The 26,117-nt window shown below is 67.7% G+C and carries 25 protein-coding genes; 20 read left to right on the top strand and 5 right to left on the bottom strand.

The window, feature by feature from the left end; genetic code table 11:
- Positions 1-15 precede the first annotated feature (15 nt).
- The 14 genes from rseP to QTI20_RS08720 all read left to right on the top strand — a co-directional run bounded on the left by rseP (position 16) and on the right by QTI20_RS08720 (position 15,612).
- A complete protein-coding gene (gene rseP / locus QTI20_RS08785; protein WP_286548412.1) occupies positions 16-1,395 on the top strand; it encodes an RIP metalloprotease RseP in 1,380 nt (459 codons plus the stop codon).
- Between the two features lie 38 nt (positions 1,396-1,433).
- A complete protein-coding gene (bamA, locus tag QTI20_RS08780; protein WP_286548413.1) occupies positions 1,434-3,830 on the top strand; it encodes an outer membrane protein assembly factor BamA in 2,397 nt (798 codons plus the stop codon).
- On the top strand, positions 3,830-4,375 hold the full coding sequence (locus QTI20_RS08775) for an OmpH/Skp family outer membrane protein (protein ID WP_183023609.1): 546 nt from the start codon (positions 3,830-3,832) through the stop codon (positions 4,373-4,375). Before bamA ends, QTI20_RS08775 begins: the two co-directional genes overlap by 1 nt.
- A gap of 12 nt (positions 4,376-4,387) precedes the next feature.
- Positions 4,388-5,365, top strand: a complete 978-nt coding sequence (gene lpxD / locus QTI20_RS08770) for a UDP-3-O-(3-hydroxymyristoyl)glucosamine N-acyltransferase (protein ID WP_286548415.1) — start codon at positions 4,388-4,390, stop codon at positions 5,363-5,365.
- 7 nt (positions 5,366-5,372) lie between these two features.
- A complete protein-coding gene (fabZ, locus tag QTI20_RS08765) occupies positions 5,373-5,819 on the top strand; it encodes a 3-hydroxyacyl-ACP dehydratase FabZ (protein ID WP_183023611.1) in 447 nt (148 codons plus the stop codon).
- A gap of 14 nt (positions 5,820-5,833) precedes the next feature.
- The gene (lpxA, locus tag QTI20_RS08760; RefSeq protein WP_286550960.1) at positions 5,834-6,622 is read left to right on the top strand and encodes an acyl-ACP--UDP-N-acetylglucosamine O-acyltransferase; all 789 of its coding nucleotides are present in this window, start codon (positions 5,834-5,836) and stop codon (positions 6,620-6,622) included.
- A gap of 7 nt (positions 6,623-6,629) precedes the next feature.
- Positions 6,630-7,784, top strand: a complete 1,155-nt coding sequence (gene lpxB / locus QTI20_RS08755) for a lipid-A-disaccharide synthase (protein ID WP_286548416.1) — start codon at positions 6,630-6,632, stop codon at positions 7,782-7,784.
- Positions 7,756-8,427, top strand: coding sequence for a ribonuclease HII (gene rnhB, locus QTI20_RS08750; RefSeq protein ID WP_286548418.1), 672 nt, complete (start codon positions 7,756-7,758; stop codon positions 8,425-8,427). The genes lpxB and rnhB overlap by 29 nt, the downstream gene beginning before the upstream one ends.
- The gene (locus tag QTI20_RS08745) at positions 8,424-9,203 is read left to right on the top strand and encodes a TrmH family RNA methyltransferase (protein ID WP_286548420.1); all 780 of its coding nucleotides are present in this window, start codon (positions 8,424-8,426) and stop codon (positions 9,201-9,203) included. Before rnhB ends, QTI20_RS08745 begins: the two co-directional genes overlap by 4 nt.
- 160 nt (positions 9,204-9,363) lie before the next feature.
- Positions 9,364-10,548: a glutamine-hydrolyzing carbamoyl-phosphate synthase small subunit gene (gene carA / locus QTI20_RS08740; RefSeq protein ID WP_286548422.1), complete on the top strand. Its 1,185-nt coding sequence runs from the start codon at positions 9,364-9,366 to the stop codon at positions 10,546-10,548.
- Positions 10,541-13,768: a carbamoyl-phosphate synthase large subunit gene (gene carB, locus QTI20_RS08735; RefSeq protein WP_286548424.1), complete on the top strand. Its 3,228-nt coding sequence runs from the start codon at positions 10,541-10,543 to the stop codon at positions 13,766-13,768. The genes carA and carB overlap by 8 nt, the downstream gene beginning before the upstream one ends.
- A gap of 8 nt (positions 13,769-13,776) precedes the next feature.
- Positions 13,777-14,646 carry a Kdo hydroxylase KdoO gene (gene kdoO / locus QTI20_RS08730; protein ID WP_183023617.1) on the top strand — a complete coding sequence of 290 codons (870 nt, stop codon included), beginning with the start codon at positions 13,777-13,779 and terminating at the stop codon, positions 14,644-14,646.
- A gap of 67 nt (positions 14,647-14,713) precedes the next feature.
- Entirely contained in the window at positions 14,714-15,190 is a 477-nt protein-coding gene (gene greA, locus QTI20_RS08725; protein WP_183023618.1) for a transcription elongation factor GreA, read from the top strand.
- A 5-nt stretch (positions 15,191-15,195) separates the two neighbouring features.
- Positions 15,196-15,612, top strand: a complete 417-nt coding sequence (locus QTI20_RS08720; protein WP_286548425.1) for a DUF4149 domain-containing protein — start codon at positions 15,196-15,198, stop codon at positions 15,610-15,612.
- Here the strand turns inward: QTI20_RS08720 and QTI20_RS08715 are convergent, their stop codons facing one another.
- The gene (locus tag QTI20_RS08715; protein WP_286548430.1) at positions 15,613-16,335 is read right to left on the bottom strand and encodes a glycosyltransferase; all 723 of its coding nucleotides are present in this window, start codon (positions 16,333-16,335) and stop codon (positions 15,613-15,615) included.
- A gap of 41 nt (positions 16,336-16,376) precedes the next feature.
- Positions 16,377-16,856 carry a YhbY family RNA-binding protein gene (locus tag QTI20_RS08710; protein ID WP_286548432.1) on the bottom strand — a complete coding sequence of 160 codons (480 nt, stop codon included), beginning with the start codon at positions 16,854-16,856 and terminating at the stop codon, positions 16,377-16,379.
- Between the two features lie 19 nt (positions 16,857-16,875).
- Between QTI20_RS08710 and QTI20_RS08705 the strand changes: the two genes are divergently transcribed.
- The 6 genes from QTI20_RS08705 to QTI20_RS08680 all read left to right on the top strand — a co-directional run bounded on the left by QTI20_RS08705 (position 16,876) and on the right by QTI20_RS08680 (position 22,903).
- Positions 16,876-17,544 (top strand): RlmE family RNA methyltransferase, encoded by a 669-nt coding sequence (locus QTI20_RS08705; RefSeq protein ID WP_286550962.1) that lies wholly within the window; start codon positions 16,876-16,878, stop codon positions 17,542-17,544.
- A gap of 152 nt (positions 17,545-17,696) precedes the next feature.
- Positions 17,697-19,616, top strand: a complete 1,920-nt coding sequence (ftsH, locus tag QTI20_RS08700) for an ATP-dependent zinc metalloprotease FtsH (protein ID WP_183023623.1) — start codon at positions 17,697-17,699, stop codon at positions 19,614-19,616.
- A 60-nt stretch (positions 19,617-19,676) separates the two neighbouring features.
- Complete coding sequence (gene folP / locus QTI20_RS08695) at positions 19,677-20,552, top strand: dihydropteroate synthase (RefSeq protein ID WP_503011351.1); 876 nt, start codon at positions 19,677-19,679, stop codon at positions 20,550-20,552.
- Positions 20,549-21,880, top strand: coding sequence for a phosphoglucosamine mutase (gene glmM / locus QTI20_RS08690; RefSeq protein WP_286548435.1), 1,332 nt, complete (start codon positions 20,549-20,551; stop codon positions 21,878-21,880). The genes folP and glmM overlap by 4 nt, the downstream gene beginning before the upstream one ends.
- Before the next feature lies 1 nt (position 21,881).
- Entirely contained in the window at positions 21,882-22,427 is a 546-nt protein-coding gene (locus QTI20_RS08685) for an MOSC domain-containing protein (protein WP_286548436.1), read from the top strand.
- Positions 22,424-22,903 carry a GNAT family N-acetyltransferase gene (locus QTI20_RS08680; RefSeq protein WP_286548439.1) on the top strand — a complete coding sequence of 160 codons (480 nt, stop codon included), beginning with the start codon at positions 22,424-22,426 and terminating at the stop codon, positions 22,901-22,903. The genes QTI20_RS08685 and QTI20_RS08680 overlap by 4 nt, the downstream gene beginning before the upstream one ends.
- A 62-nt stretch (positions 22,904-22,965) precedes the next feature.
- Here QTI20_RS08680 and QTI20_RS08675 read toward each other — a convergent pair whose 3' ends face one another.
- The 3 genes from QTI20_RS08675 to QTI20_RS08665 are packed head-to-tail and all read right to left on the bottom strand — an operon-like array spanning position 22,966 to position 26,108.
- Complete coding sequence (locus QTI20_RS08675; protein WP_183023628.1) at positions 22,966-24,237, bottom strand: acyl-CoA dehydrogenase family protein; 1,272 nt, start codon at positions 24,235-24,237, stop codon at positions 22,966-22,968.
- Positions 24,238-24,274: 37 nt separating this feature from the next.
- On the bottom strand, positions 24,275-25,366 hold the full coding sequence (locus QTI20_RS08670) for a phosphotransferase (protein ID WP_286548440.1): 1,092 nt from the start codon (positions 25,364-25,366) through the stop codon (positions 24,275-24,277).
- A gap of 22 nt (positions 25,367-25,388) precedes the next feature.
- Positions 25,389-26,108 carry a Crp/Fnr family transcriptional regulator gene (locus tag QTI20_RS08665; RefSeq protein ID WP_183023630.1) on the bottom strand — a complete coding sequence of 240 codons (720 nt, stop codon included), beginning with the start codon at positions 26,106-26,108 and terminating at the stop codon, positions 25,389-25,391.
- Positions 26,109-26,117: the final 9 nt, after the last annotated feature.

Below are 26,117 nucleotides of genomic sequence, written 5' to 3'. Positions count from 1 at the left end.
TCAGGGAGTTCCTCGATGCTCACTGTTCTTGCCTTCATCGTTGCACTCGGCGTGCTGATCGCCGTGCATGAGTACGGGCACTACCGCGTGGCCGTGGCCTGCGGCGTCAAGGTGCTGCGTTTCTCGGTCGGCTTCGGCCATTCGCTCTACCGCTGGAAGCCGCGCAAGCAGCGGCCGGAACAGGACACGGAATTCGTCATCGGCGCCTTTCCGCTGGGCGGCTACGTCAAGATGCTCGACGAGCGCGAAGCGCCGGTGGCCCCCGAAGAGCGGCACCTGGCCTTCAACACGCAGCCGCTGCGTTCGCGCGTGGCCATCGTGGCCGCCGGCCCCATCGCCAACCTGCTGCTGGCCGCGTTGCTCTACACCGCGGTCAACTGGATCGGGGTCCAGGAGCCCGAGGCGGTGCTGGGCCGGCCGGTGGCCGCTTCGCTGGCCGAGCAGGCCGGATTGCGTGGTGGCGAGCGCATCGCGCGCGCGGGCTTCGCTGGCGCGCTGGAGCCGGTGCAGTCCTTCGAGGACCTGCGCTGGCGCATGACGCGCGGCGCCCTCGACGGCCGCGACCTCACGCTGGAGATCGCGGGGCAGGGCGCGCAAGCCGCCCGCACCGTGGTGCTGCCGCTCAGTCGCATCGAGGCCAAGGATGCCGATGCGCAGATGTTCCGCAAGATCGGCGTGATCTCTCCGTTGACGCGGCCCGAGATCGGCGAGCTGGTGGCCGGCGGCGCCGGCGCCCGCGCGGGCTTGCAGCAGGGTGACCTGGTGCGCGCCGTGGGCCCCACCGCGGTGGTCGACGGCCAGCAGCTGCGCGAGCTGATCCGGACCTCGGTCGACGGCGGCTTGCCGCGCACGCAGACCTGGCAGCTGGTGCGCGGCGGACGCGACATCAGCCTCGAAGTCACGCCCGAGGTGCGCGACGAAGGCCCGGCCAAGGTCGGTCGCATCGCGGCCTACGTGGGCGCGCCGCCGGCCATGCTGACCGTGCGTCAGGGTCCTGTCGATGGCGTCTGGCGCGGCGTGGTGCGGACCTGGGAGGTCTCGGCGCTCACGGTCCGCATGATGGGCAAGATGCTGATCGGCGAGGCCTCGCTCAAGAACCTCAGCGGCCCGCTCACGATCGCCGACTACGCGGGCAAATCCGCGAGCCTCGGCTTCACCCAGTACCTGGTGTTTCTCGCGCTGATCAGCGTCAGCCTGGGCGTGCTCAATCTGATGCCGCTGCCGGTCCTCGATGGGGGGCACCTGATGTATTATCTTTGGGAGGGCCTGACCGGCAAAAGCGTCTCCGACGCATGGATGGAACGGTTTCAGCGCGGTGGCGTCGCCCTGCTGCTGGTGATGATGTCCATCGCATTGTTCAACGACGTCAACCGACTCTTCGGGCTCTTTGGTTAACACTCCTGCCGGCCCTTCGTGCGCCGTCCAATTCACACATGAACAAAACAATCAGTCGCTTCCGTCTGCGTAGCGTGGCCGCGGTCATCGTCAGCACGCTCGCCGCCACCGCCGCCTGGGCTGTCGAGCCCTTCACGGTGCGCGACATCCGCGTGGAGGGGCTGCAACGCGTCGAGCCGGGGACGATCTTCGCCTCGATGCCGCTGCGCGTGGGCGACACCTACAGCGACGAACGCGGCTCGGCCACGATCCGCGCGCTGTTCGAGCTGGGCCTGTTCAAGGACGTGCGGCTCGACGTCAGCGGCAACGTGCTGGTGGTGATCGTGGAGGAGCGCCCGACGGTGGCCGACGTCGACTTCGTCGGCACCAAGGAATTCGACAAGGCGGCGCTGCAGAAGGCGCTGCGCGAAGTGGGCCTGGCCGACGGCCGTCCCTACGACAAGGCCCTGACCGACCGCGCCGAGCAGGAGCTCAAGCGCCAGTACGTGAGCCGCAGCCTCTACAACGCCGAGGTCGTGACCACCGTCACGCCGATCGAGCGCAACCGCGTGAACCTGACCTTCACCGTGACCGAAGGCGAGCCGGCGCGCATCCGCGAAGTGCGCGTGGTCGGCAACAAGGCCTTCAGCGAATCCACGCTGCTGAGCCTGTTCGACCAGGACAGCGGCGGCTACCTGAGCTGGTACACCAAGTCCAACCAGTACTCGCGCGCCAAGCTCAACGCCGACCTGGAGACCCTGCGCTCCTACTACCTCACGCGTGGCTACCTCGAGTTCCGCATCGATTCGACGCAGGTCGCGATCTCGCCCGATCGCTCGGACCTGACCGTGACGGTGAACATCACCGAAGGCGAGAAGTTCGTGGTCGCCGGCGTGAAGCTCGACGGCAACTACCTGGGCCGCGAAGAGGAGTTCAAGTCGCTGGTGACCATCAAGCCGGGCCAGCCCTACAACGGCGAGCAGCTGACGGACACGACCAAGGCCTTCACCGACTACTTCGGCACCTTCGGCTACGCCTTCGCGCGCGTCGAGGCGCAGCCCGAGATCGACCGCACGAACAACCGCGTGACGCTGACGCTCAAGGCCGAGCCCTCGCGGCGCGTCTACGTGCGCCGCGTGAGCATCGGCGGCAACAACCGCACGCGCGACGAAGTGATCCGGCGCGAGTTCCGGCAGTACGAAGCGTCCTGGTACGACGGCGACAAGATCAAGCTGTCGCGCGACCGGGTCGACCGCCTGGGCTTCTTCACCGACGTGAACGTCGAGACACAGGAAGTGCCCGGCTCGCCCGACCAGGTCGACCTGACGGTCATCGTGGCGGAAAAGCCCACCGGTTCGCTGCAGCTGGGCGCCGGCTTCTCGAGCGCGGAAAAGGTGTCGTTCACCTTCGGCATCACGCAGGAGAACGTGTTCGGCTCCGGCAACTTCCTGGGCCTGCAGGTCAACACCAGCAAGTACTACCGCACGATCTCGGTGACCGCCACCGACCCGTACTTCACCAGCGACGGCATCTCGCGCACCTTCAGCCTGTTCCATCAGACGACGCGTCCGTACTACACGGTCGACGGCGACTACTCGCTGGTCAGCGAGGGCGGCAACATCAAGTTCGGTGTGCCGTTCAGCGAAGTCGACACCATCTTCTTCGGCGCCGGCCTGGAGCGCTTCAACTTCAAGCCGGGTTCGAACGTCGCCCAGTACACGCCGCAGGCCTACCGCGACTACTTCCAGTGCACCACCAGCGCGACCAACATCGTCAGCTGTGCCGAGGACAGCAAGTGGGGCCTGCCGCTGACCATCGGCTGGGCACGCGACGACCGCGACAGCGCCCTGGTGCCGACCCGCGGCCGCCTGCAGCGCGCGAACGTGGAGTGGGGCGTGGGCGGCGACCTGAAGTACATCAAGTCGAGCTACCAGTACCAGCAGTACTTCCCGCTGAGCAAGCAGTACACGCTGGCGATCAACGGCGAAGTGGGCTACGGCAAGGCCGTGGGCGACAACGTCTACCCGATCTTCAAGAACTTCTACGCCGGCGGCCTGGGTTCCATCCGCGGCTTCGAGCAGAACTCGCTGGGCCCGCGCGACGGCATCACCCAGGCGGCGCTGGGCGGCACCAAGAAGGCGATCTTCAACGCCGAGCTGAGCACGCCGTTCCCTGGCGCCGGCAACGACCGCACGCTGCGCCTCTACGGCTTCTTCGACGCCGGCAACGTGTTCACCGAGCGCACCACGCAGAGCGATCTGCAATGGTCGTCGCAGAAGAAGCTGCGCGCCTCGGTGGGCCTGGGCATCAGCTGGATCTCGCCGCTGGGCCCCCTGCGCATCGCCTACGCGAAGCCGGTGCGTTCCCAGAAGGAGGACGACCTGTCCGACCCGCTGCATCCCATCTACAAGGATAGAATGCAGACCATCCAATTCCAGATCGGTACCGCTTTTTAATGAACCATTCGTACCGCGCAGCCGGCGCGCTCCTGCTTCCGTTGCTGGCCCTGTTTGCCGCACCTGCGCAAGCGCAGGTACAGGAAGGTTTTCGCATCGGTTTCGTGAACCCCGACCGCGTGCTGCGCGAAGCGCAGCCTGCCAAGGCCGCGCAAGCCAAGCTCGAGGCCGAATTCCTGAAGCGCGAGCGTGATCTCGGTGCCCAGGGCGAGGCGCTCAAGGCGGCTTCGGAGAAGTTCGAGCGCGAGGCGCCGACCCTGTCCGAAAGCCAACGCGCCACGCGCCAGCGGGCGCTGGTCGACCAGGACCGCGAATTCCAGCGCAAGCGCCGCGAATTCCAGGAAGACCTGAACGCTCGCAAGAACGAAGAGCTGCAACAGGTCTACGACCGGGCGAACCGCGTGGTGAAGCAGGTGGCGGAGGCGGAGAAGTACGACGCCATCCTGCAGGAAGCCATCTACATCAACCCCAAGCACGACATCACCGAGAAGGTGATCAAGGCCCTGAACGCTGCTGCCACCGCGCCTGCCGCAGGCGCGAAGTAGGCCGCATCGCGCGTGGTGTTGCGGCTCGGAGCCATCGTCGGCGCCCTCGGGGGCGAACTCCAGGGTGACCCCGAGCTGGTGATCGAGCGCCTGGCGCCGCTGCAGACGGCCGGCCCCGATGCGCTGAGCTTCCTCAGCCATCCCAAGTACCGCAAGGAACTTGCGGCTTCGCAGGCCGGATGCGTCATCGTGTCGCCGGCCATGCGGGAGTCCGCGGCGGCACGCGGATCCTTCATCGTCACCGACGACCCCTACCTCTACTTCGCGCAGCTGACCCAGCTGTGGAAGCGCTTGCATGCCGCGGCGGACACGGCGCGCATCCATCCCAGCGCGGTCATCGATCCGCTGGCCGAGGTCGACCCGAGCGCGCAGATCGGCGCCTTCTGCGTGATCGAGCGCGGTGCGCGCATCGGCGCCCAGACGGTGCTCAAGTCACGCGTGACCGTGAGCGAGGGCTGCCATGTGGGAGCGCGCTGCCTGCTGCACCCGGGGGTGGTGATCGGGGCCGACGGCTTCGGTTTCGCGCCGCACCAGGGCGCCTGGGTCAAGATCGAGCAGCTGGGCGCGGTGCGCATCGGCGACGACGTGGAAATCGGGGCCAACACCTGCATCGACCGCGGCGCGCTGGAAGACACGGTGATCGAGGACGGGGTGAAGCTCGACAACCTGATACAGATCGGCCACAACGTGCACATCGGCAAGCACACCGCGATGGCGGGCTGCGTCGGGGTGGCGGGCAGTGCCGTCATCGGCGCGCATTGCACCGTGGGCGGTGGCGCCATCGTGCTGGGGCACCTGACGCTGGGCGATGGCGTGAACATCTCGGCGGCGACGCTGGTGACGCGCTCCATCCTCAAGCCGGGCCATTACACGGGCGTGTTTCCCATCGACGACAATGCCACCTGGGAAAAGAACGCCGCCACGCTGAAGCAGTTGCACGGCCTGCGGGACCGGCTCAAGGCGCTTGAGAAAAAAGAAATTGAACGATAGAACAACCATGACGACGCTCGACATCCACCAGATTCTCAAGCTCCTGCCGCACCGCTACCCCTTCCTGCTGGTGGACCGCGTGACGGCCATGGAGAAGGGCAAGCGCATCACGGCGCTCAAGAACGTGACGATGAACGAGCCCTTCTTCAACGGCCATTTCCCGCACCGCCCGGTGATGCCGGGCGTGCTGATGCTCGAAGCCATGGCGCAGGCCGCGGCGCTGCTGTCCTTCCATTCGCTGGACATCGTGCCCGACGACAACACCGTCTACTACTTCGCGGCCATCGACGGCGCGCGCTTCAAGCGGCCGGTGGAGCCGGGCGACCAGCTCACGCTGGAGGTCGAGATCGAGCGCATGAAGGCCGGCATCTCGAAGTTCAAGGGCCGTGCCCTGGTGGGCAGCGAGCTGGCCTGCGAAGCCACGCTGATGTGCGCGATGCGCCAGATCAACTGAAGTTCTCGCGGGCAATGACGCAGGTTCATCCGACGGCCATCGTCGATCCGAAGGCCGAACTCGATCCCTCGGTATCGATCGGTCCCTATGCAGTGATCGGTCCGAACGTGCGCATCGGCGCCGGAACGAGCGTCGGTCCGCATTGCGTGATCGAAGGGCATACGACCATCGGTCGTGACAACCGGATCTTCCAGTTCGCGTCACTCGGCGCGGTGCCGCAGGACAAGAAATACGACGGCGAGCCGACCGAACTGGTGATCGGCGACCGCAACAGGATTCGCGAGTTCTGCACCTTCAACCTGGGCACGGCCCAGGATGCCGGCGTCACGCGCATCGGCGACGACAACTGGATCATGGCCTACGTGCACATCGCGCACGACTGCCAGCTGGGCAACCAGATCACCATGGCCAACAACGCCACGCTGGCAGGCCATGTGGTGATCGGCGATTGGGTCACGGTGGGCGGGCTCACCGGCATCCTGCAGCGCATGCGCATCGGCGCGCACGCCATGCTCGGCTTTGCGAGCCATATCGGAAAGGACGTCCCCCCCTTCATGGTGGTGGACGGCAATCCGCTCGCGGTGCGTGGCGTGAACCTGGTGGGTCTGCGCCGGCGGGATTTCTCGGCCGAACGCATCACCGCGATCCGCGAGATGCACAAGCTGATCTACAGACAGGGCAAGACCCTGGAGGAAGCGCGTTCCGCGCTCTCCGAGCTGGCCGCCCAGGTGCCCGGTGCGGCCGCCGACGTGGCGCTGATGGATGGCTTCCTCGGCAGCTCCGTCAGCGGCATCGCCCGCTGAGCCGCGCATGAGCGCAGACAACAAAGCGGCGCGACGCTTCGCGATGGTCGCCGGCGAGCCTTCGGGCGATCTGCTGGCCGGCCTGCTCATGGACGGCCTCCAGGCGCGCTGGCCCGAGGTCGAGACCGTCGGCATCGGCGGTCCGCAGATGCTGGCGCGCGGCTTCCAGAGCTGGTGGCCGCAGGAGAAGCTGGCCGTGCGCGGCTACATCGAGGTGCTGCGGCACTACGCCGAGATCGCCGGCATCCGCCGCCAGCTCAAGGCACGCCTGCTGCGCGAGTGGCCGGGCCTGTTCATCGGCATCGACGCGCCCGATTTCAACCTGGACCTCGAGGCCGGACTGCGCGGACGCGGCATCAAGACCGTGCATTTCGTCTGCCCCTCGATCTGGGCCTGGCGGCCCGACCGCATCGAGAAGATCCGCGCGGCCGCCGACCATGTGCTGTGCATCTTCCCCTTCGAGCCGGCCTTGCTGGCGGAGCAGGGCGTGGCGGCCAGCTATGTCGGCCATCCGCTGGCCAACGTGATCCCGATGCAGCCCGACCAGGCCGCGGCCCGCGCGTCGCTCGGCCTCGACCCGGCGGCGCCGGTCGTGGCGTTGCTGCCCGGCAGCCGCCGCTCCGAGGTGCGCTACCTGGCCTCGCGCTTCTTCGCGGCCGCCGCGCTGATGGCGAAGGCACGGCCCGGAATCCAGTTCATCTGCCCCACGATCCCCGGCCTGCGCGCCGAGGTCGAGGCGGCGCTCAAGGCCAGCGGCATGGAAGGCCGCGTGACCCTGCTCAACGGCCAGTCGCATCCCGCGCTGGCGGCCTGCGACGCCACGCTGATCGCCAGCGGCACGGCCACGCTGGAAGCCGCGCTGTTCAAGCGCCCGATGGTGATTGCCTACAACATGAACCGGGTCTCCTGGCACCTGATGCACCGCCAGCAGCTGCAGCCCTGGGTGGGCCTGCCGAACATCCTTTGCGGCGAGTTCGTCGTGCCCGAGCTGCTGCAGGATGCAGCGACGCCCGAGGCACTGGCCGCCGCCACCTTGCGCTGGCTGGAAGACCCGGCCAAAGTCGAGGCCCTGCAACAACGTTTCACCGCGCTGCACGCCGAGCTGCTGCGCGACACTCCGACACTCTGCGCCGATGCGATCGAGAAAGTTCTTGAAGGCTGAACAGGCCCCCCTGGTCTGGGATGCGCCCGGCCTGATGGCCGGCGTGGACGAGGCCGGCCGCGGGCCGCTGGCCGGACCGGTCGTGGCCGCGGCCGTGATCCTGGACGACCGGCGGCCGATCCCCGGCCTGGCCGATTCCAAGACGCTGACCGCGCTGCAGCGCGAGCGCCTGCACGAGCAGATCCTGGCCCGGGCGCTGTGCTGCTCGGTGGCGCAGGCCAGCGTCGAGGAGATCGACACCTACAACATCCTGCAGGCCACGATGCTGGCGATGCGCCGCGCGGTCGAGGGCCTGCGGCTGAAGCCGGCCAAGGTGCTGGTCGACGGCAATCGCCTGCCCACGCTGGACGTGCTGGCCGAGGCCATCGTCAAGGGCGATGCGCGGGTCAAGGCCATCTCGGCCGCTTCGATCCTGGCCAAGGTGCACCGCGACCGGCTGTGCCGGGAGCTCGACCTGGAATTTCCCCATTACGGCTTTGCCGGCCACAAAGGCTACGGCACGCGCGCCCATCTCGATGCCCTGCAGCTGCATGGCGCCTGCGTGCACCATCGGCGTTCCTTCGCGCCCGTGGCGGCGGCGTTCGAACGCATGGCCGCGCAGCAGATCGCGGTCGTGGTCGGCCCGGATCGGATCGGCGCATGAGCCACGCCGCACCCGAGCACATCACGTCGCGCGACAACCCGCTGCTCAAGGAGCTGCGCAAGCTCGCCCAGGACCCCGGCGCCTACCGCAAGCTGGGCAAGGTCTGGCTCGAGGGCGACCATCTCTGCCGTGCCGCCCGCCAACGCGGCGTGCGGCCGGCCATCGCGGTCTTCACCGAATCCTTCTGGCCGCAGGCGCAGTTCGAATGGACCGATGCCGCCGACCGCACGCTGATCGTGGCCGACGCGCTGCTGGCCGGCGTGAGCGGCCTCGAGTCGCCCGCGCCCATGGGTTTCGTGATGCACCTGCCGATGCGCCCCGAACTCGTGGCCGATGCGCCGACCGTGGTGCTCGACCGGCTGCAGGATGCCGGCAACGTCGGCTCGGTGCTGCGCAGCGCCGCGGCCTTCGGCTTCAGTCAGATCGTGGCGCTCAAGGGCACGGCCGCGCTGTGGGCGCCCAAGGTGTTGCGCGCCGGCATGGGCGCGCACTTCGGCCTGCGGCTGATCGAAGGCGTGGAGGCCGAAATGCTCGACGGCCTCGAGGTCCCGCTGGTGGCGACGAGTTCGCATCACGGTGACTGGTTGCACAAGGCGCAACTGCCGCATCCCTGCGCCTGGTTGCTGGGGCACGAGGGGCAGGGCGTCTCGGCGGCGCTGGAGGCACGGGCCTCGCACCGCATCCGGATCGCCCAGCCGGGCGGTGAGGAGTCGCTGAATGTGGCGGCCGCCGCAGCGATTTGTCTGCATGCCAGCGCGGCTTTGTCCGGATTGTGACAGCGCGCCGGCTATAATCAGCGGCTTTCCCGCTCACACCCCGCCCACAGCGCACACAAGCTTACCCTTCGACGAAAGCCGCAGCCCGCCCCTTCATCGCATGTCATTGCATGTCGGGCACCTTGGGTTCGCTTTGGGCGTCATCCATCCGGAGAACCCAGTGCTTTTGTCTCTCAAGGGAGCTTTTCCTCCCGCCATCCTGGCGCTCGCAGACGGCACGGTCTTTCTCGGCAATTCGATCGGAGCCACCGGCTCCACAGCCGGCGAAGTGGTGTTCAACACCTCGATGACCGGCTATCAGGAAATCCTGACCGACCCCAGCTACTGCCAGCAGATCGTGACCCTCACGTATCCGCACATCGGCAACTACGGCGTCAACGAGGAAGACATCGAAGCCGACAAGGTCCATGCCGCTGGCCTGATCATCAAGGACCTGCCGCTCCTGGCCTCGAATTTCCGCCAGACCGAGACGCTCGACGCCTACCTGGTGCGCAGCAAGACGGTGGCCATCGCCAACATCGACACCCGCAAGCTCACGCGCCACCTGCGCACGCACGGCGCGCAGAACGGCTGCATCGTCGGCCTGGCCGCCGGCGAGGCCGTCACGCAGGCGCACATCGACCAAGCCATTGCCGCCGCCAAGGGCGCGCCCAGCATGGCCGGCCTCGACCTGGCCAAGGTGGTGTCGGTCACGCAGACCTATGAGTGGACCGAGACCGAGTGGAAGCTCGGCGCGGGCTACGGCGTGCAGATCACGCCCAAGTTCCATGTGGTGGCCTTCGACTACGGCGTCAAGAAGAACATCCTGCGCATGCTGGCCCAGCGCGGCGCACGCATCACCGTGGTGCCCGCGCAGACGCCCGCGGCCGACGTGCTGAAGCTCAAGCCCGACGGCATCTTCCTGTCCAACGGCCCCGGCGACCCGGAGCCCTGCGACTACGCGATCGACGCCGTCAAGGAACTGATCGAGACCGGCATCCCGACCTTCGGCATCTGCCTGGGGCACCAGATCATGGCGCTGGCCTCGGGTGCCAACACCTTCAAGATGAAGTTCGGCCACCACGGCGCGAACCATCCGGTCAAGGACCTCGACAACGGCCGCGTGAGCATCACCAGCCAGAACCACGGCTTCGCGGTCGACGAGAAGTCGCTGCCGGCCAACCTGCGGGCCACGCACATCAGCCTGTTCGACAACACGCTGCAGGGCCTGGCGCGCACCGACAAGCCGGCCTTCTGCTTCCAGGGACACCCCGAAGCCTCGCCCGGCCCGCACGACATCGGCTACCTGTTCGATCGCTTCACGGCATTGATGGAAAAGCACAAAGCAGGAAACAAGAATGCCTAAGCGCACAGATCTCAAGAGCATCCTCATCATCGGCGCCGGCCCGATCATCATCGGCCAGGCCTGCGAGTTCGACTACTCGGGCGTGCAAGCCTGCAAGGCGCTGCGCGAGGAGGGCTACAAGGTCATCCTGATCAACAGCAATCCCGCGACGATCATGACCGACCCGGCCACGGCCGACGTCACCTACATCGAGCCCATCACCTGGCAGACGGTCGAGAAGATCATCGCCAAGGAGCGGCCCGACGCGATCCTGCCGACCATGGGCGGCCAGACCGCGCTCAACTGCGCGCTGGACCTGTGGCGCAACGGCGTGCTCGACAAGTACAAGGTCGAGCTGATCGGCGCCAAGCCCGAAGCCATCGACAAGGCCGAGGACCGGCTGAAGTTCAAGGACGCGATGACCAAGATCGGACTGGGCTCGGCCCGCTCCGGCATCGCGCACTCGATGGACGAGGCCTGGGCGGTGCAGAAGACGCTGGGCTTCCCGACCGTGATCCGTCCGAGCTTCACGCTCGGCGGCACCGGCGGCGGCATCGCCTACAACCCCGACGAGTTCGAGACCATCTGCAAGCGCGGCCTGGAAGCCTCGCCGACCAACGAGCTGCTGATCGAAGAGTCGCTGCTGGGCTGGAAAGAGTACGAGATGGAAGTGGTGCGCGACACCGCCGACAACTGCATCATCGTCTGCTCGATCGAGAACCTGGACCCGATGGGCGTGCACACCGGCGACTCGATCACCGTGGCCCCCGCGCAGACGCTGTCCGACAAGGAATACCAGATCCTGCGCAACGCCTCGCTGGCCGTGCTGCGCGAGATCGGCGTCGACACCGGCGGCTCGAACGTGCAGTTCTCGATCAACCCCAAGGACGGCCGCATGGTCGTGATCGAGATGAACCCGCGCGTGTCGCGTTCCTCGGCGCTGGCCTCCAAGGCGACCGGTTTCCCGATCGCCAAGGTCGCGGCCAAGCTGGCCGTGGGCTACACGCTCGACGAGCTGCGCAACGAGATCACCGGCGGCGCCACGCCCGCGTCCTTCGAGCCCTCGATCGACTACGTGGTCACCAAGATCCCGCGTTTCGCGTTCGAGAAATTCCCGCAGGCCGATTCGCGCCTCACGACGCAGATGAAGTCGGTGGGTGAGGTGATGGCCATGGGCCGCACCTTCCAGGAATCGTTCCAGAAGGCGCTGCGCGGCCTCGAAGTGGGCGTCGACGGCTTGAACGAGAAGACGCAGGACCGCGAAGTGCTCGAGAAGGAACTGGGCGAGCCCGGTCCCGAGCGCATCTGGTACGTGGGCGATGCCTTCGCCATGGGCCTCTCCGTCGACGAAGTGTTCGCGCTGACCAAGATCGACCCGTGGTTCCTGGTGCAGATCGAGGAGATCGTGAAGATCGAGCTCGAGCTGGAAACCAAGTCGCTGGACGACATCGACCGCGACACGCTGCTCGCGCTGAAGAAGAAGGGCTTCTCCGACCGCCGCCTGGCGCGCCAGCTGAAGACCACCGACACCGCCATCCGCGAGAAGCGCCGCGCCCTGGGCGTGCGCCCGGTCTACAAGCGCGTCGACACCTGCGCGGCCGAGTTCGCGACCAACACGGCCTACATGTACTCGACCTATGAAGACGAGTGCGAAGCCGAGCCGACCGACAGGAAGAAGATCATGGTGCTCGGCGGCGGTCCCAACCGCATCGGCCAGGGCATCGAGTTCGACTACTGCTGCGTGCACGCCGCGCTCGCGATGCGCGAAGACGGCTACGAGACCATCATGGTCAACTGCAATCCCGAGACCGTCTCGACCGACTACGACACCTCCGACCGCCTGTACTTCGAGCCGCTGACGCTCGAAGACGTGCTCGAGATCGTCGACAAGGAAAAGCCGCTCGGCGTGATCGTGCAGTACGGCGGCCAGACGCCGTTGAAGCTCGCGCTCGACCTCGAGGCCAACGGCGTGCCGATCATCGGCACCTCGCCCGACATGATCGACGCGGCCGAAGACCGCGAGCGCTTCCAGAAGCTGCTACACGAGCTGGGCCTGCGCCAGCCGCCTAACGCCACCGCGCGCACCGAACCCGAGGCGCTCGAGAAGGCCGCGGCCCTGGGCTACCCGCTGGTGGTGCGCCCCAGCTACGTGCTCGGCGGCCGCGCGATGGAAATCGTGCACGAGCAGCGCGACCTCGAGCGCTACATGCGCGAAGCGGTCAAGGTGAGCAACGACTCGCCGGTGCTGCTCGACCGCTTCCTCAACGACGCCGTCGAATGCGACGTCGACTGCATCCGCGACGCCGAAGGCGGCACGCTGATCGGCGGCGTGATGGAGCACATCGAACAGGCCGGCGTGCACTCGGGCGACTCCGCCTGCTCGCTGCCGCCCTACAGCCTCAACGCCGACACCATCGCCGAACTCAAGCGCCAGAGCGCCGCGATGGCCAAGGCGCTGAACGTGGTCGGCCTGATGAACGTGCAGTTCGCGATCCAGCAGAAGGACGGCCAGGACGTCATCTACGTGCTCGAAGTGAACCCGCGCGCATCCCGCACCGTGCCCTACGTGAGCAAGGCCACCGGCATCCAGCTGGCCAAGGTGGCGGCACGCTGCATGGCCGGCCAGTCGCTGGCCTCGCAGGGCATCACGAAGGAAGTCACGCCGCCGTACTTCAGCGTGAAGGAGGCTGTGTTCCCCTTCGTCAAGTTCCCGGGCGTGGACACCATCCTCGGCCCCGAGATGAAGTCGACCGGCGAAGTCATGGGCGTGGGCAAGACCTTCGGCGAAGCCTTCGTCAAGTCGCAACTGGGCGCCGGCACGCTGCTGCCGAAGTCGGGCAAGGTCTTCATCTCGGTGAAGAACAACGACAAGGCGCGTGCCGTGGAAGTGGCGCGCGGCCTGGTCAAGCTGGGCTTCGAGCTGACGGCCACCAAGGGCACGGCTGCCGCGATCGGTGCCGCCGGCATCGCCTGCGCGACCGTCAACAAGGTGACCGAGGGCCGTCCGCACATCGTGGACATGATCAAGAACAACGAGATCGCCCTGGTCATCAACACGGTCGAAGAGCGCCGCAACGCGATCACCGACTCGCGCCAGATCCGCACCTCGGCGCTGCTGGCCCGCGTGACCACCTTCACCACGATCTTCGGCGCCGAAGCCGCGGTCGAAGGCATGCAGCACATGGACGAACTCGGTGTGATCTCGGTGCAGGAGATGCACGCGCAGCTGGCGCAGGCCTGAGGCCGGGCATGGACGCGCAGCTCGTCGAACTCGACCTGGCCGACTGGGCCGCGGCCACGCCCAACGCGGCGTGGATCGCGGCACTGGAAGCCGGCAAGGTGCTGTACTTCCCCCGGCTGGGCTTCGAGCTTCTGCCGGAGGAACGCAGCCTGCTGACGCCCAGCCTGCTGGCGCCCAAGGTGCGCAACATCAGCCTGGACGCCGACGGCCGCCTCAAGGGCGCCGCGGGCGACGAGGCGGTGCAGCGCGCCGCGGCGGCGATGGTGGGGCGCTTCCGCGCCCAGGCGCAGCAGCTGATCCACGGCCTGCTGCCGCACTACACGCCGGCGCTGCGGCTCGCGCCCACCAGCTACCGGCCGGCGCAGGTCGAGACGCGCGTGCAGTCCTGGCGCGCCGACGACAAGCGCATGCACGTCGATGCCTTCCCCTCGCGGCCCAACTACGGCGAGCGCATCCTGCGGGTGTTCACCAACGCCAACCCCGAGGGCCTGCCGCGCGTCTGGCGCGTGGGCGAGCCCTTCGAGACCGTCGCGCAGCGCTTCCTGCCGCGCGCCAAGCCCTATTCGGCCTGGCAGGCGAGGCTGCTGCGCGCGCTGCGCGTGACCAAGTCGCTGCGCAGCGAGTACGACCACCTGATGCTGCAGCTGCACGACGGCATGAAGGCCGACCTCGACTACCAGAAGAACGCGCCCCAGCAGACCGTGCCTTTCCCGGCCGGCTCGGTCTGGGTCTGCTTCTCCGACCAGACCTCGCATGCCGTGATGTCGGGCCAGTACATGCTCGAACAGACGCTGCATCTGCCCGCGGCGAGGCAATACAATCCCGAGGCAAGCCCGCTCGCGATCCTGAGCCGGCTGACCGGACGAACCCTCGTCTGATCCTCTCTCCCCACATGCATCGCCGAACGGCAGCGTTCGGCGTTTTCGCTTTCTGGAGCAACAGAACATGAGCACCATTCCCGTCACCAAGCGCGGCGCCGAAAAACTGCGCGAAGAACTCCATCGCCTCAAGACGGTCGACCGTCCCTGGGTGATCAACGCCATCTCCGAGGCGCGTGCCCAGGGCGACCTGAGCGAGAACGCCGAGTACGAAGTGGCCAAGGACCGCCAGGGCTTCATCGAAGGCCGGATCCAGGAGATCGAAGGCAAGCTGTCGGCCGCGCAGATCATCGACCCGACCGAGCTCGACGCCGGCGGCAAGGTGGTGTTCGGTGCCACCGTGGAGCTCGAGGAAGAGAGCACGGGCGAAGCCGTCAAGTACCAGATCGTCGGCGAGGACGAGGCCGACCTGAAGCTGGGCCTGATCAACATCTCCAGCCCGATCGCGCGCGCGCTGATCGGCAAGGAGGAGGGCGACACCGCCGAGGTGCAGGCGCCCGGCGGGCTCAAGCACTACGAGATCGTCGCGATCAGCTACGTCTGAGCGCCGTGAAGGACCGTATCGCGCTGCTGCTGGCCGCCTTCTGGTGGGGCAGCCTGAGCACCGTGGGCTTCCTGGTGGTGCCGATGCTGTTCGCCAGGCTGGGCAACCCTTCGGTGGCCGGCAACTTCGCCGGTCAGCTGTTCGCGGCCCAGAGCTGGATCGCGATCGTCTGCGGCCTGGTCCTGCTGATGTACCTGCGCCAGAAGGCCGACCAGGGTTTCGACGACAACACCCGCTTCGCCATCGGCCTGGTGCTGGCCGCGCTGCTGCTGGCCCTGCTGCAGCAGTACGCGGTGGCGCCGCGCATCATGGCGCGCGACAACCTCAAGCTGTGGCACCCGGTGGGCAGCGCCATGTACCTGGCGCAGTGGGCCTGCACCGGTGTGCTGCTGTGGCGCATGGGGCGCCGCACCGGGCACTGATCAGGCGCTGGTCCAGTAGCGGGCGATCCAGCGCGCCGGCCGGATGAAGCGGAAGGCGCGGTTGCGCCGGCCCGCCAGCGCATCCGGCGGGTTGCATTCGCCGTGGAACACCACGATGCGCGCACCCTCGGGCACGAAGGGTTCCTGCCAGTAGTTGGTCGGCCAGGTCGGGATGCCGTGGTACTTGAAGCTCGGGCACCAGGCGTCGGGCCAGTACTGCAGCCGGCCCTGGGCATGCATGAAATCCGACAGATAGGCCTGCTCGTTGCGGAATTTGGCCTGCACCGCGTCCATGTTGGCGCGGAAGTACGCCAGCACGTCGGCATGCGCACCCAGCTCGAAGCGGTACACCGACGAATTGCCGGTGATGCGCTCGGTGCGCCAGGGCCGCGCGTAGTCGTGGATGATCAGGAACTCGCCCGGCAGCTCGAAGAAGGCGTCGAGGCTGCCGACCACCACCACGTCGAGGTCGAGGAAGAGGGCGGTGCCGCGCAGGCCGTGCAGGTCGGCCTCGAAGGTGGTGAGCTTCTTCCAGGCCCGGTCCGGCTGGCCCGCGGGCACTTCCAGGTCGAGCGGCGGAATCGGCAGGCACTGCACCTCGCTGCGGATGCCCTGGCCGTCGTCGGTCAGGCAGACGAAGTTGAAGTCGCCGCTGAGGTTGCGGCGCACCATCGCGTAGAGCCGGTTGACGTACTCGGGGCCGTATTTCGCGCCCCACTTCATGCAGAGGATATGGCGCCGGGCGCCTTGCACCGCCGCCAAGTTCAGTCTGCCTGGTTGCGCTTCTTGGCCGACAGCGGACGCGGCGGCTTGGCGCGCTTGATGGTGCCGCCGGGCGTGAGGCGCTGGTTGCCCAGCACGCGCAGGGTCTTGATCTCGGGCCGCTGGCCGCCGCGCTTGCTGTACTTGAGCACCTTGACGTCGCGCGGGCCGGGCATGCGGTCTTCGTCGACCACGCGTTCCTTCTCGACCTTAGGCCGCCACAGCACCAGCAGCTTGCCGATGTGCTGGATCGGCGCGGCATCGAGTTCGTCGGCCAGCTGGGCCAGCATGGCTTCGCGGGCCGCGCGGTCGTCGGAGAAGACGCGGATCTTGATCAGGCCGTGGGCCTTGAGGGCGGCTTCGGCTTCCTTCGTGACAGCCGGGGTGAGCCCGTCGCCACCGATCATGACGATCGGATCGAGGTGGTGGGCATCGGCGCGATGCACCTTGCGTTGCGCAGGGGTAAGTTGAATGGCTGTCATGCCCGTATTATCGAGGCGAATGAAAGTCAAGACGAAAAGCAACAAGGTCAACAAGGCGTGGTTGAACGATCACGTGAACGACACGTACGTCAAGTTGGCCACCCGTGAGGGTTACCGCGCCCGCGCCGCCTACAAGCTCAAGGAGATCGACGAGACGCTGGGACTGATCCGTCCCGGTCATCTGGTGGTCGACCTGGGCTCGACGCCGGGGGCCTGGAGCCAGTACGTGCGGCGTCGGCTTTCGCCCAGCGGCGCCGCCTCCGGCACGCTGGACGGCACCATCATCGCGCTCGACATCCTGCCGATGGAGCCGATCGAGGGCGTGATCTTCCTGCAGGGCGATTTCCGCGAGGACGAGGCGCTGGCCCGGCTCGAAGCCGCCCTGGCGGGCCGCAAGGCCGACGTGGTCGTGTCGGACATGGCGCCGAATCTCTCGGGCATCGCCTCGGCCGACGCGGCCCGGATCTCGCATCTGGTGGAGCTGGCGATCGACTTCTCGCGCCAGCACATGAAGCCCGAAGGGGCGCTGGTCGCCAAGCTCTTCCACGGTGGCGGCTACGCCGAGCTGACCCAGCTGTTCAAGGCGAATTTCAAGACCGTGAAGCCGATCAAGCCCAAGGCTTCGCGCGACAAATCCTCCGAAACCTTCATGGTCGGCATCGGCCTGAAGCCCGTCGACACGAATTGATACCTGCGCAGGGGCGCAAAACCGTGCCCCGGCTGTGGCTGCTTGCGGGAAATCACGGTGTTTCACGGCTTGAAAAGCCTAAAATGGTCATCAATTGCGTGACCTGGGCGAAGTTTCATTTCGCTGTCACGCGCTTTTGACTGGAGCTTCGTTTGAACAATCAGTGGTTTTCCAAAGTTGCCGTCTGGCTTGTCATCGCGATGGTGTTGTTCACTGTGTTCAAGCAGTTCGACACCCGCGGTGCCGCCGGGGCCGGCAGCGTCGGTTATTCGGACTTCCTCGAAGAGGTCCGCGGTAACCGCATCAAGAGTGCCACCATCCAGGAAGGCCAGGGCGGCGGAAGCGAGATCGTGGCGATCACGAACGACGATCGCCGCATCCGCACCACCGCCACCTACCTCGACCGTGGCCTGATCGGCGACCTGATCGCCAACAACGTCAAGTTCGACGTCAAGCCGCGCGAAGAGGGCTCGCTGCTCATGACGCTGCTGGTCAGCTGGGGGCCGATGCTGCTGCTGATCGGCGTGTGGGTCTACTTCATGCGACAGATGCAGGGCGGCGGCAAGGGCGGCGCCTTCAGCTTCGGCAAGAGCAAGGCCCGCATGCTGGACGAAAACACCAACAACGTGACCTTCGCCGACGTGGCGGGTTGCGACGAGGCCAAGGAAGAAGTCAAGGAAGTCGTCGACTTCCTGAAGGACCCGGGCCGCTTCCAGAAGCTCGGCGGCCGCATCCCGCGCGGCCTGCTGCTGGTCGGCCCTCCGGGCACCGGCAAGACGCTGCTGGCCAAGTCGATCGCCGGCGAAGCCAAGGTGCCGTTCTTCTCGATCTCGGGCTCCGACTTCGTCGAGATGTTCGTCGGCGTGGGCGCGGCCCGTGTGCGCGACATGTTCGAGAACGCCAAGAAGAACGCCCCCTGCATCATCTTCATCGATGAAATCGACGCGGTGGGCCGCCAGCGCGGCGCCGGCCTCGGCGGCGGCAACGACGAGCGCGAACAGACCTTGAACCAGATGCTGGTCGAGATGGACGGCTTCGAAACCAACCTCGGCGTGATCGTCGTGGCAGCCACCAACCGGCCGGACATCCTGGACGCCGCGCTGCTGCGCCCGGGCCGTTTCGACCGCCAGGTCTACGTCACGCTGCCGGACATCCGCGGCCGCGAGCAGATCCTCGGCGTGCACATGCGCAAGGTCCCGCTGGGCCAGGACGTCAACGCCAGCATCATCGCCCGCGGCACGCCCGGCATGTCGGGCGCCGACCTGGCCAACCTGTGCAACGAAGCCGCGCTGATGGCCGCGCGCCGCAATGCGCGCGTGGTCGAGATGCAGGACTTCGAGAAGGCCAAGGACAAGATCTTCATGGGCCCCGAGCGCAAGAGCATGGTCATGCCCGAGGAAGAGCGCCGCAACACGGCCTACCACGAGTCCGGCCACGCCCTGATCGGCAAGCTGCTGCCCAAGTGCGACCCGGTGCACAAGGTCACGATCATCCCGCGCGGCCGCGCCCTGGGCGTGACCATGAGCCTGCCCGCGCAGGACCGCTACAGCTACGACCGCGAGTACATGCTCAACCAGATCAGCATGCTGTTCGGCGGCCGCATCGCCGAGGAAGTGTTCATGCACCAGATGACCACCGGCGCCAGCAACGACTTCGAGCGCGCGACCTCGATCGCCCGCGACATGGTCACGCGCTACGGCATGACCGATGCGCTGGGCCCGATGGTCTACGCCGAGAACGAAGGCGAAGTGTTCCTGGGTCGCTCGGTCACCAAGACGACCAACATGAGCGAACAGACCATGGAGAAGGTCGACGGCGAAGTGCGTCGCATCATCGACGAGCAGTACGCGCTGGCGCGCAGCCTGATCGAGGAAAACAGCGACAAGATGCACGCCATGGCCAAGGCCCTGCTCGAGTGGGAAACCATCGACTCGGAACAGCTCGACGACATCATGGCCGGCCGCGAACCGCGTCCGCCCAAGGACTGGACGCCGCGCATCCCGCCGTCGAACAACGGCGGCAGCGGCGGCACGCCGGCGGTCGCGACCGATCCGGCGCCCACTGCGGCCTGACATGGTGCAGTGCAGATCGACGGGGCCTCTGGCCCCGTTTTTTCGTCCTGGCGCCGCGAGATGACCGCCGCCTTGAACTGGCGCACCACGCGCTTCCTGATCGACCTGTCGCGGCCCCGCGTGATGGGCATCGTCAACGTCACGCCCGACTCCTTCTCCGATGGCGGCGCCCATGCCTCGACCCAGGCCGCGGTTCGGCATTGCGAACTGCTGGTGGCGCAGGGCGCCGAGCTACTCGACATCGGCGGGGAATCGACCCGGCCGGGCAGCCCCGCCGTGCCGCTGGATCAGGAGCTCGAGCGCGTGCTGCCGGTGGTGCGCGAGGCGGTGCGCCTGGGCGTGCCGATTTCGGTCGACACCTCCAAGGCCGGGGTGATGCGGGCCGTGCTCGACCTGGGGGCCGACATCGTCAACGACATCTGGGCGCTGCGGCAACCCGATGCGCTGGCAGCGGTGGCGCAGCACCCGTCCTGCGGCATCTGCCTGATGCACATGCACCGCGATCCGCAGACCATGCAGGCCCAGCCCATGGAGGGCGACGTGGTGCCCCAGGTGCGCGCGTTCCTCGCGGCCCATGCGCAGGGTCTGCGTGACCTGCGCGTGGACCCCTCACGCATCGTGCTCGACCCCGGCATCGGTTTCGGCAAGACCGTGAGGCAGAATTTCGCCCTGCTGGCGCGGCAGCGCGCGCTGCTGGACCTGGGTTACCCGCTGCTGGCGGGCTGGTCGCGCAAGTCCTCGCTGGGGGCCGTGACCGGCATCGCGCATGCGGGCGAACGCATGGTGCCCAGCGTGGCCGCGGCCCTGCTGGCGGCCGAGCAGGGTGCTGTCATCCTGCGCGTGCACGATGTGCGCGACACCGTCGCGGCGCTGGCCGTGCGGCAGGCGGTGCAGGACGCCAGGACACAAGATCACCAAGACAAGACGACACCATGACACGACAGTATTTCGGCACCGACGGCATTCGCGGCACGGTCGGCCAGGCCCCCATCACACCCGACTTCGTGCTGCGCCTCGCGCATGCCGTGGGCCGGGTGCTCAAGAAGACGCAGAAGCGCCCGGTGGTGCTGATCGGCAAGGACACGCGGATCTCGGGCTACATGCTCGAATCGGCGCTCGAATCGGGCTTCAACTCGGCCGGCGTCGACGTGGTGCTGCTGGGCCCATTGCCGACGCCCGGCGTGGCCTACCTCACGCGGGCGCAGCGCGCCAGCCTGGGCGTGGTGATCAGCGCCAGCCACAACGCCTTTGCCGACAACGGCATCAAGTTCTTCAGCGCGCAGGGCACCAAGCTCGACGACGCGTGGGAACTGGCGGTCGAGGCCGCGCTGCAGGAGGCGCCGGTGTGGGCCGATTCGGCCAACCTCGGCCGGGCCCGCCGCCTCGACGACGCCTCGGGCCGCTACATCGAGTTCTGCAAGAGCACCTTCGCCAACGACCTCACGCTGCGCGACATGAAGCTGGTGGTCGACGCCGCGCACGGCGCGGCCTACCAGGTGGCGCCCAACGTGTTCCACGAGCTGGGCGCGGAGGTCAGCACCATCGGCGTCTCGCCCGACGGGCTCAACATCAACAAGAACGTCGGCGCGACGCATCCCGAGGCGCTGGTGGCCGCCGTCACGGCGCAGCAGGCCGACTACGGCATCGCGCTCGACGGCGACGCCGACCGGCTGCAGCTGGTGGACGCCAGCGGCCGCCTGTTCAACGGCGACGAACTGCTCTACCTGATGGTGCGCGAGCGCATCGAGCGCGGCGAGAAGCCGGTCGGCGTGGTGGGCACGCTGATGACCAACAAGGCGGTGGAGATCGCGCTGCGCAAGCTGGGCGTCGAGTTCGTGCGCGCCAAGGTCGGCGATCGCTACGTGCTCGAGGAGCTCGAGAAGCGCGGCTGGCTGCTGGGCGGCGAGAGCTCGGGCCATCTGCTCGCGCTCGACCGCCACACCACCGGCGACGGCATCGTGAGCGCGCTGCAGGTGCTGCAGGCCTGCCAGCGCAGCGGCAAGACGGTGGCCGAGCTGCTGTCCGACGTGGTGCTGTTCCCCCAGACCATGATCAACGTGCGGCTCCGGCCCGGCCAGGACTGGAAGGGCAATGCCGCGCTGGCCGCCGAGACGCGGCGCACCGAAGCCGAGCTGGGCGATGCGGGCCGGGTGCTGATCCGGGCCAGCGGCACCGAGCCGCTGGTGCGCGTGATGGTGGAGGCGCGCGACCGCGAGCAGGCCGACGCCTTCGCCCGGCGCATGGCGGCCACGCTCGAGGACTGAGATGGCGGGCGCCACGGTGAGCGCGGTGCACCGCAGCACGCTGCACAGCTTCTCCAAGTTCACCGAGCCCGCGATCCGCCTGATCGCGGGGCTGGGTGTCGAGGACGACGCGCATGCGGGCACCACGGTCCAGCACCGCTCGCGCGTGGCGCGCAACCCGGGCGCGCCCAACCTGCGGCAGGTGCACCTGATCCACGCCGAGCTGTTCGACGAGCTCATGGCCGCGGGCTTCGCGGTCTGGCCCGGGGACCTGGGCGAGAACCTCACGACGCAGGGCATCGCGCTGCTGGACCTGCCCACCGGCACGCGGCTGCACATCGGCTCGGACGCCGTGGTCGAGCTCACCGGGCTGCGCAACCCCTGCAGCCAGATCGACCGCTTCCAGCGCGGCCTGATGGCCGCCACGCTGGCGCGCGACGCCCAGGGCGAACTGGTGCGCAAGGCGGGCGTGATGGCCGTGGTGTGTCAAGGCGGGGAGGTCCGCGCCGGTGATGCCATTCGAATCGAAATGCCGGCGGCCGACGCCCGGCGACTGGAGCCTGTGTGATCGATATCGTCCTGGCCGACTACGGCCATCCTGTCCACGCCGCGGCGCTGGTGAATCTGCTCGATGCCTATGCGCGCGATCCGGCCGGCGGCGGTGAGCCGCTGAGCGAGGCCGTGCTGGCGGCGCTTCCGGCCGCGCTCGCGGCGCGGCCGCAGGCCTTCAGCGTGCTGGCCTTCGACGGTGAAGAGGCGGTCGGCCTGATCAACTGCATCGAGGGCTTCTCCACCTTTGCCTGCCGTCCGCTGGTGAACGTGCACGACGTGGTGGTGGCGGCCAGCCACCGCGGCCAGCGCATCACGCAGCGCATGCTCGCGCGCGTGGAGGCAGAGGCCGTGGCGCGCGGCGCCTGCAAGCTCACGCTGGAGGTGCTGCAGGGCAATGCGCCGGCGGTGCGCGCCTACGAGCGCGAAGGCTTCGCGGGCTACCAGCTCGATCCGGCCTTCGGCTCGGCGCTGTTCATGCAGAAGCCGCTCTAGCGCGGCCGCAAAAAAAGCCGCCAGCGCAGCAAGGCGCGGGCGGCTTCATGGCGTCAGGTGGATCAGAAGCGCGTGACGGGTGGCTCGATCTCGCGCTTGTCGGCGGCGTAGCGGCCCAGCTCCCACTTGGCGATCGCATTGCGGTGCACTTCGTCCGGACCGTCGGCGAAGCGCAGGGTGCGCGCATGGGCGTAAGCGTTGGCCAGCGGGAAGTCGTCGGACATGCCGCCGCCGCCATGGACCTGCATGGCCCAGTCGATCACCTGGCAGGCCATCGACGGCGCCACCACCTTGATCATCGCGATCTCGTTCTTCGCGACCTTGTTGCCGGCCACGTCCATCAGCCAGGCGGCCTTCAGCGTGAGCAGGCGCGCCATGTCGATCTTGCAGCGCGCTTCGGCGATGCGTTCCTGCGTGACGGTCTGCGAGGCGACGGTCTTGCCGAAGGCCACGCGCGACGAGGCGCGGCGGCACATCAGCTCGAGCGCGCGCTCGGCCAGGCCGATCAGGCGCATGCAGTGGTGGATGCGTCCCGGGCCGAGGCGGCCCTGGGCGATCTCGAAGCCGCGGCCTTCGCCCAGCAGGATGTTGTCGACCGGCACGCGCACGTTCTCGAAGGTCATCTCGACGTGGCCGTGCGGCGCATCGTCGTAGCCCATCACGTTGAGCGGGCGGATCACCTTGATGCCGGGGGCGTCGGCCGGCACGATGACCATGCTCTGCTGCGAATGCCGGGCCGCTTCGGGGTCGGTCTTGCCCATGGTGATGTAGACCGCGCAGCGCGGATCGGCGGCGCCGGAGATCCACCACTTGCGGCCGTTGATCACGTACTCGTTGCCCTGGCGCTCGATGCGCGTGGCGATGTTGGTCGCATCGCTCGAGGCCACGTCGGGCTCGGTCATGGCGAAGGCCGAGCGGATCTGGCCTTCCAGCAGCGGTTTGAGCCAGCGCGCCTTGATGGCTTCGGAGCCGTAGCGTGCGATGGTCTCCATGTTGCCGGTGTCGGGGGCCGAGCAGTTGAAGGCTTCCGAGGCCCATGGCACCCGGCCCATGATCTCGGCCAGCGGCGCGTATTCCTGGTTGGTCAGGCCGGCGCCTTCGTAGCCCGAGGCGGCCGCGCTGTCGACCGGCAGGAACAGGTTCCACAGGCCCTGGGCCTTGGCCTTCTCCTTGACCTGCTCGACCGTCTTGAGCGCGCTCCAGCGCTTGCCCGCGGCCGTGTTGGCGGCCAGCTCGGCCGTGTAGGCGGCCTCGGCCGGATAGATGTGCTCGTCCATGAAAGCGCTCACGCGCTTCTGCAAGTCCTGGGTCTTGGCGGAATACTCGAAGTCCATTGGTCGTCTCCTGGGGTGAACGGGTGAATGCGGGCGCTCAGGCCTTGCTCGCGAAGGCCCAGGCCATCTCGGCCATCGGGCGCGCGCCGCGCCCCGATGCCACGGCCTGTTCGCTCGAGGCGGTGCCGGCCTCGACCCGCTTGGCGATGCCCTGCAGGATGGCCGCCATGCGGAACAGGTTGTAGGCGAGGTAGAAGTTCCAGTCGGGCGCCAGCGCCTCGGGCGTGGTCAGGCCGGTGCGCTCGCAGTAGCGGCGGATGTAGGCGCTCTGCGTGGGGATGCCCAGGCTTTCGACGTCGAGTCCGCCGATGCCGCGGAAGGCGCCGGGCGCGATGTGCCAGGACATGCAGTGGTAGCTGAAGTCGGCCAGCGGATGGCCCAGCGTCGACAGCTCCCAGTCGAGCACCGCGATGGCGCGCGGCTCGGTCGGGTGGAACATCACGTTGTCGAGCCGGTAGTCGCCGTGCACGATCGAGGTCATCGATGCGTCGCGCGCGCTCGCGGGCATGTGGGCGGGCAGCCATTCCATCAGCCGGTCCATCTCGGGGATGGGCTCGGTGATCGAGGCGACGTACTGCTTGCTCCAGCGGCCGATCTGGCGCTCGAAGTAGTTGCCGGGCTTGCCGTAGTCGGCCAGCCCGCGCTCGGCGAACTTCACCTTGTGCAGGGCCGCGATCACGCGGTTGAGCTCGTCGTAGATCGCGCCGCGCTCGGCGGTGTCCATGCCGGGCAGGGCCTGGTCCCAGAGCACGCGGCCCTGCTTGAACTCCATCACGTAGAAGGCGCGGCCGATGACCGATTCGTCCTCGCACAGGCAGTGCATCTGCGGCACCGGCACGTCGGTGCCCGCGAGCCCGCTCATCACCTTGAACTCGCGCTCGATCGCATGGGCCGAGGGCAGCAGCTTGGCGACCGGGCCCGGCTTGGCGCGCATCACGTAGCTCTGCGTGGGCGTGACCAGCTTGTAGGTCGGGTTGGACTGGCCGCCCTTGAACATCTCCACCGTCAGCGGACCCTTGAAGCCGTCGAGGTTCGCCTCGAGCCAGGCGGCGAGCGTGTCGACGTCGAAGGCGTGCTGCTGCGAAACCGCGCGGGTGCCGATGAAGTTGCTGAAGTCCTGCTGGGTCATGGGGTGGGGAGGGGGTTCGTCGTCAAAGATCGGCTTCGGACAGGCGCATCAGCCCGGCCCGGTCGAGCACCACCAGGCCGCCCTGTTCGATGCGGATGATGTGCTCGCGCTCCATGGCCTTGAGCTCCTGGTTGACGCGCTGGCGCGAGGCGCCCAGCAGCTGGGCCAGTTCTTCCTGCGCCAGGTGCAGGCCGATGCGCATGTGGCTGCCGTCGTCCAGCGCCGGGGCGCCGTAGCTGCGCACCAGGTGCGTGAGCTGCTTGGCCAGGCGTGCGCGCAAGGGCAGGGTGTTGAGGTCCTCGACCAGGCCGAAGAGCTGGCGGATGCGCCGCGCCTGCAGGCGCATCAGCGCTTCGTAGAGCTCGACGTGGTTGGCCAGGATCTTCTGGAAGTCGGCGCGCGCCACGTTGAGCGTGGTCGTGTCGCCATGCGCATAGGCATCGTGCGTGCGCCGGTCCCCGTCGAACATCGCCACGTCGCCGAACCAGATGCCCGGCTCGACATAGGTCAGCGTCACCTGCTTGCCCGACACCGTCGTCGAGCTCACGCGGACCGCGCCCCGGGCGCAGGCGATCCATTGCTCGGGCGGGTCGCCGCGGGCGCAGAGCAGATCGCCGTCCTTGTGACGTTTGACGTAAGCGCATCGGAGGATGTCGTGTCGCAATGAGGGAGAAAGAGAAGAGAACCAGCGACCGTTGTTGATCGCCTCGCGTTCGTCGATGGTAAGAATGGGCTCGTCCATAGGTCTGTC

Origin of the sequence: Variovorax sp. J2P1-31 (assembly GCF_030317215.1) — a bacterium.
Classification (GTDB): domain Bacteria; phylum Pseudomonadota; class Gammaproteobacteria; order Burkholderiales; family Burkholderiaceae_C; genus Variovorax.
This window is presented reverse-complemented; position numbering and strand designations above follow the sequence as displayed.

Bases quoted from the DNA above. Each gene is read 5' to 3' on its own strand.
- QTI20_RS08710 (WP_286548432.1), bottom strand. From the start codon at position 16,856: ATGACAGCCATTCAACTTACCCCTGCGCAACGCAAGGTGCATCGCGCC.
- QTI20_RS08775 (WP_183023609.1), top strand. From the start codon at position 3,830: ATGAACCATTCGTACCGCGCAGCCGGCGCGCTCCTGCTTCCGTTGCTG.
- rnhB (WP_286548418.1), top strand. From the start codon at position 7,756: ATGCGATCGAGAAAGTTCTTGAAGGCTGAACAGGCCCCCCTGGTCTGG.
- QTI20_RS08705 (WP_286550962.1), top strand. From the start codon at position 16,876: ATGAAAGTCAAGACGAAAAGCAACAAGGTCAACAAGGCGTGGTTGAAC.
- glmM (WP_286548435.1), top strand. From the start codon at position 20,549: ATGACACGACAGTATTTCGGCACCGACGGCATTCGCGGCACGGTCGGC.
- fabZ (WP_183023611.1), top strand. From the start codon at position 5,373: ATGACGACGCTCGACATCCACCAGATTCTCAAGCTCCTGCCGCACCGC.
- kdoO (WP_183023617.1), top strand. From the start codon at position 13,777: ATGGACGCGCAGCTCGTCGAACTCGACCTGGCCGACTGGGCCGCGGCC.
- bamA (WP_286548413.1), top strand. From the start codon at position 1,434: ATGAACAAAACAATCAGTCGCTTCCGTCTGCGTAGCGTGGCCGCGGTC.
- QTI20_RS08745 (WP_286548420.1), top strand. From the start codon at position 8,424: ATGAGCCACGCCGCACCCGAGCACATCACGTCGCGCGACAACCCGCTG.
- QTI20_RS08670 (WP_286548440.1), bottom strand. From the start codon at position 25,366: ATGACCCAGCAGGACTTCAGCAACTTCATCGGCACCCGCGCGGTTTCG.
- QTI20_RS08715 (WP_286548430.1), bottom strand. From the start codon at position 16,335: ATGAAGTGGGGCGCGAAATACGGCCCCGAGTACGTCAACCGGCTCTAC.
- QTI20_RS08685 (WP_286548436.1), top strand. From the start codon at position 21,882: ATGGCGGGCGCCACGGTGAGCGCGGTGCACCGCAGCACGCTGCACAGC.
- QTI20_RS08675 (WP_183023628.1), bottom strand. From the start codon at position 24,237: ATGGACTTCGAGTATTCCGCCAAGACCCAGGACTTGCAGAAGCGCGTG.
- carB (WP_286548424.1), top strand. From the start codon at position 10,541: ATGCCTAAGCGCACAGATCTCAAGAGCATCCTCATCATCGGCGCCGGC.
- rseP (WP_286548412.1), top strand. From the start codon at position 16: ATGCTCACTGTTCTTGCCTTCATCGTTGCACTCGGCGTGCTGATCGCC.
- folP (WP_503011351.1), top strand. From the start codon at position 19,677: ATGACCGCCGCCTTGAACTGGCGCACCACGCGCTTCCTGATCGACCTG.
- lpxA (WP_286550960.1), top strand. From the start codon at position 5,834: ATGACGCAGGTTCATCCGACGGCCATCGTCGATCCGAAGGCCGAACTC.
- QTI20_RS08665 (WP_183023630.1), bottom strand. From the start codon at position 26,108: ATGGACGAGCCCATTCTTACCATCGACGAACGCGAGGCGATCAACAAC.
- greA (WP_183023618.1), top strand. From the start codon at position 14,714: ATGAGCACCATTCCCGTCACCAAGCGCGGCGCCGAAAAACTGCGCGAA.
- lpxB (WP_286548416.1), top strand. From the start codon at position 6,630: ATGAGCGCAGACAACAAAGCGGCGCGACGCTTCGCGATGGTCGCCGGC.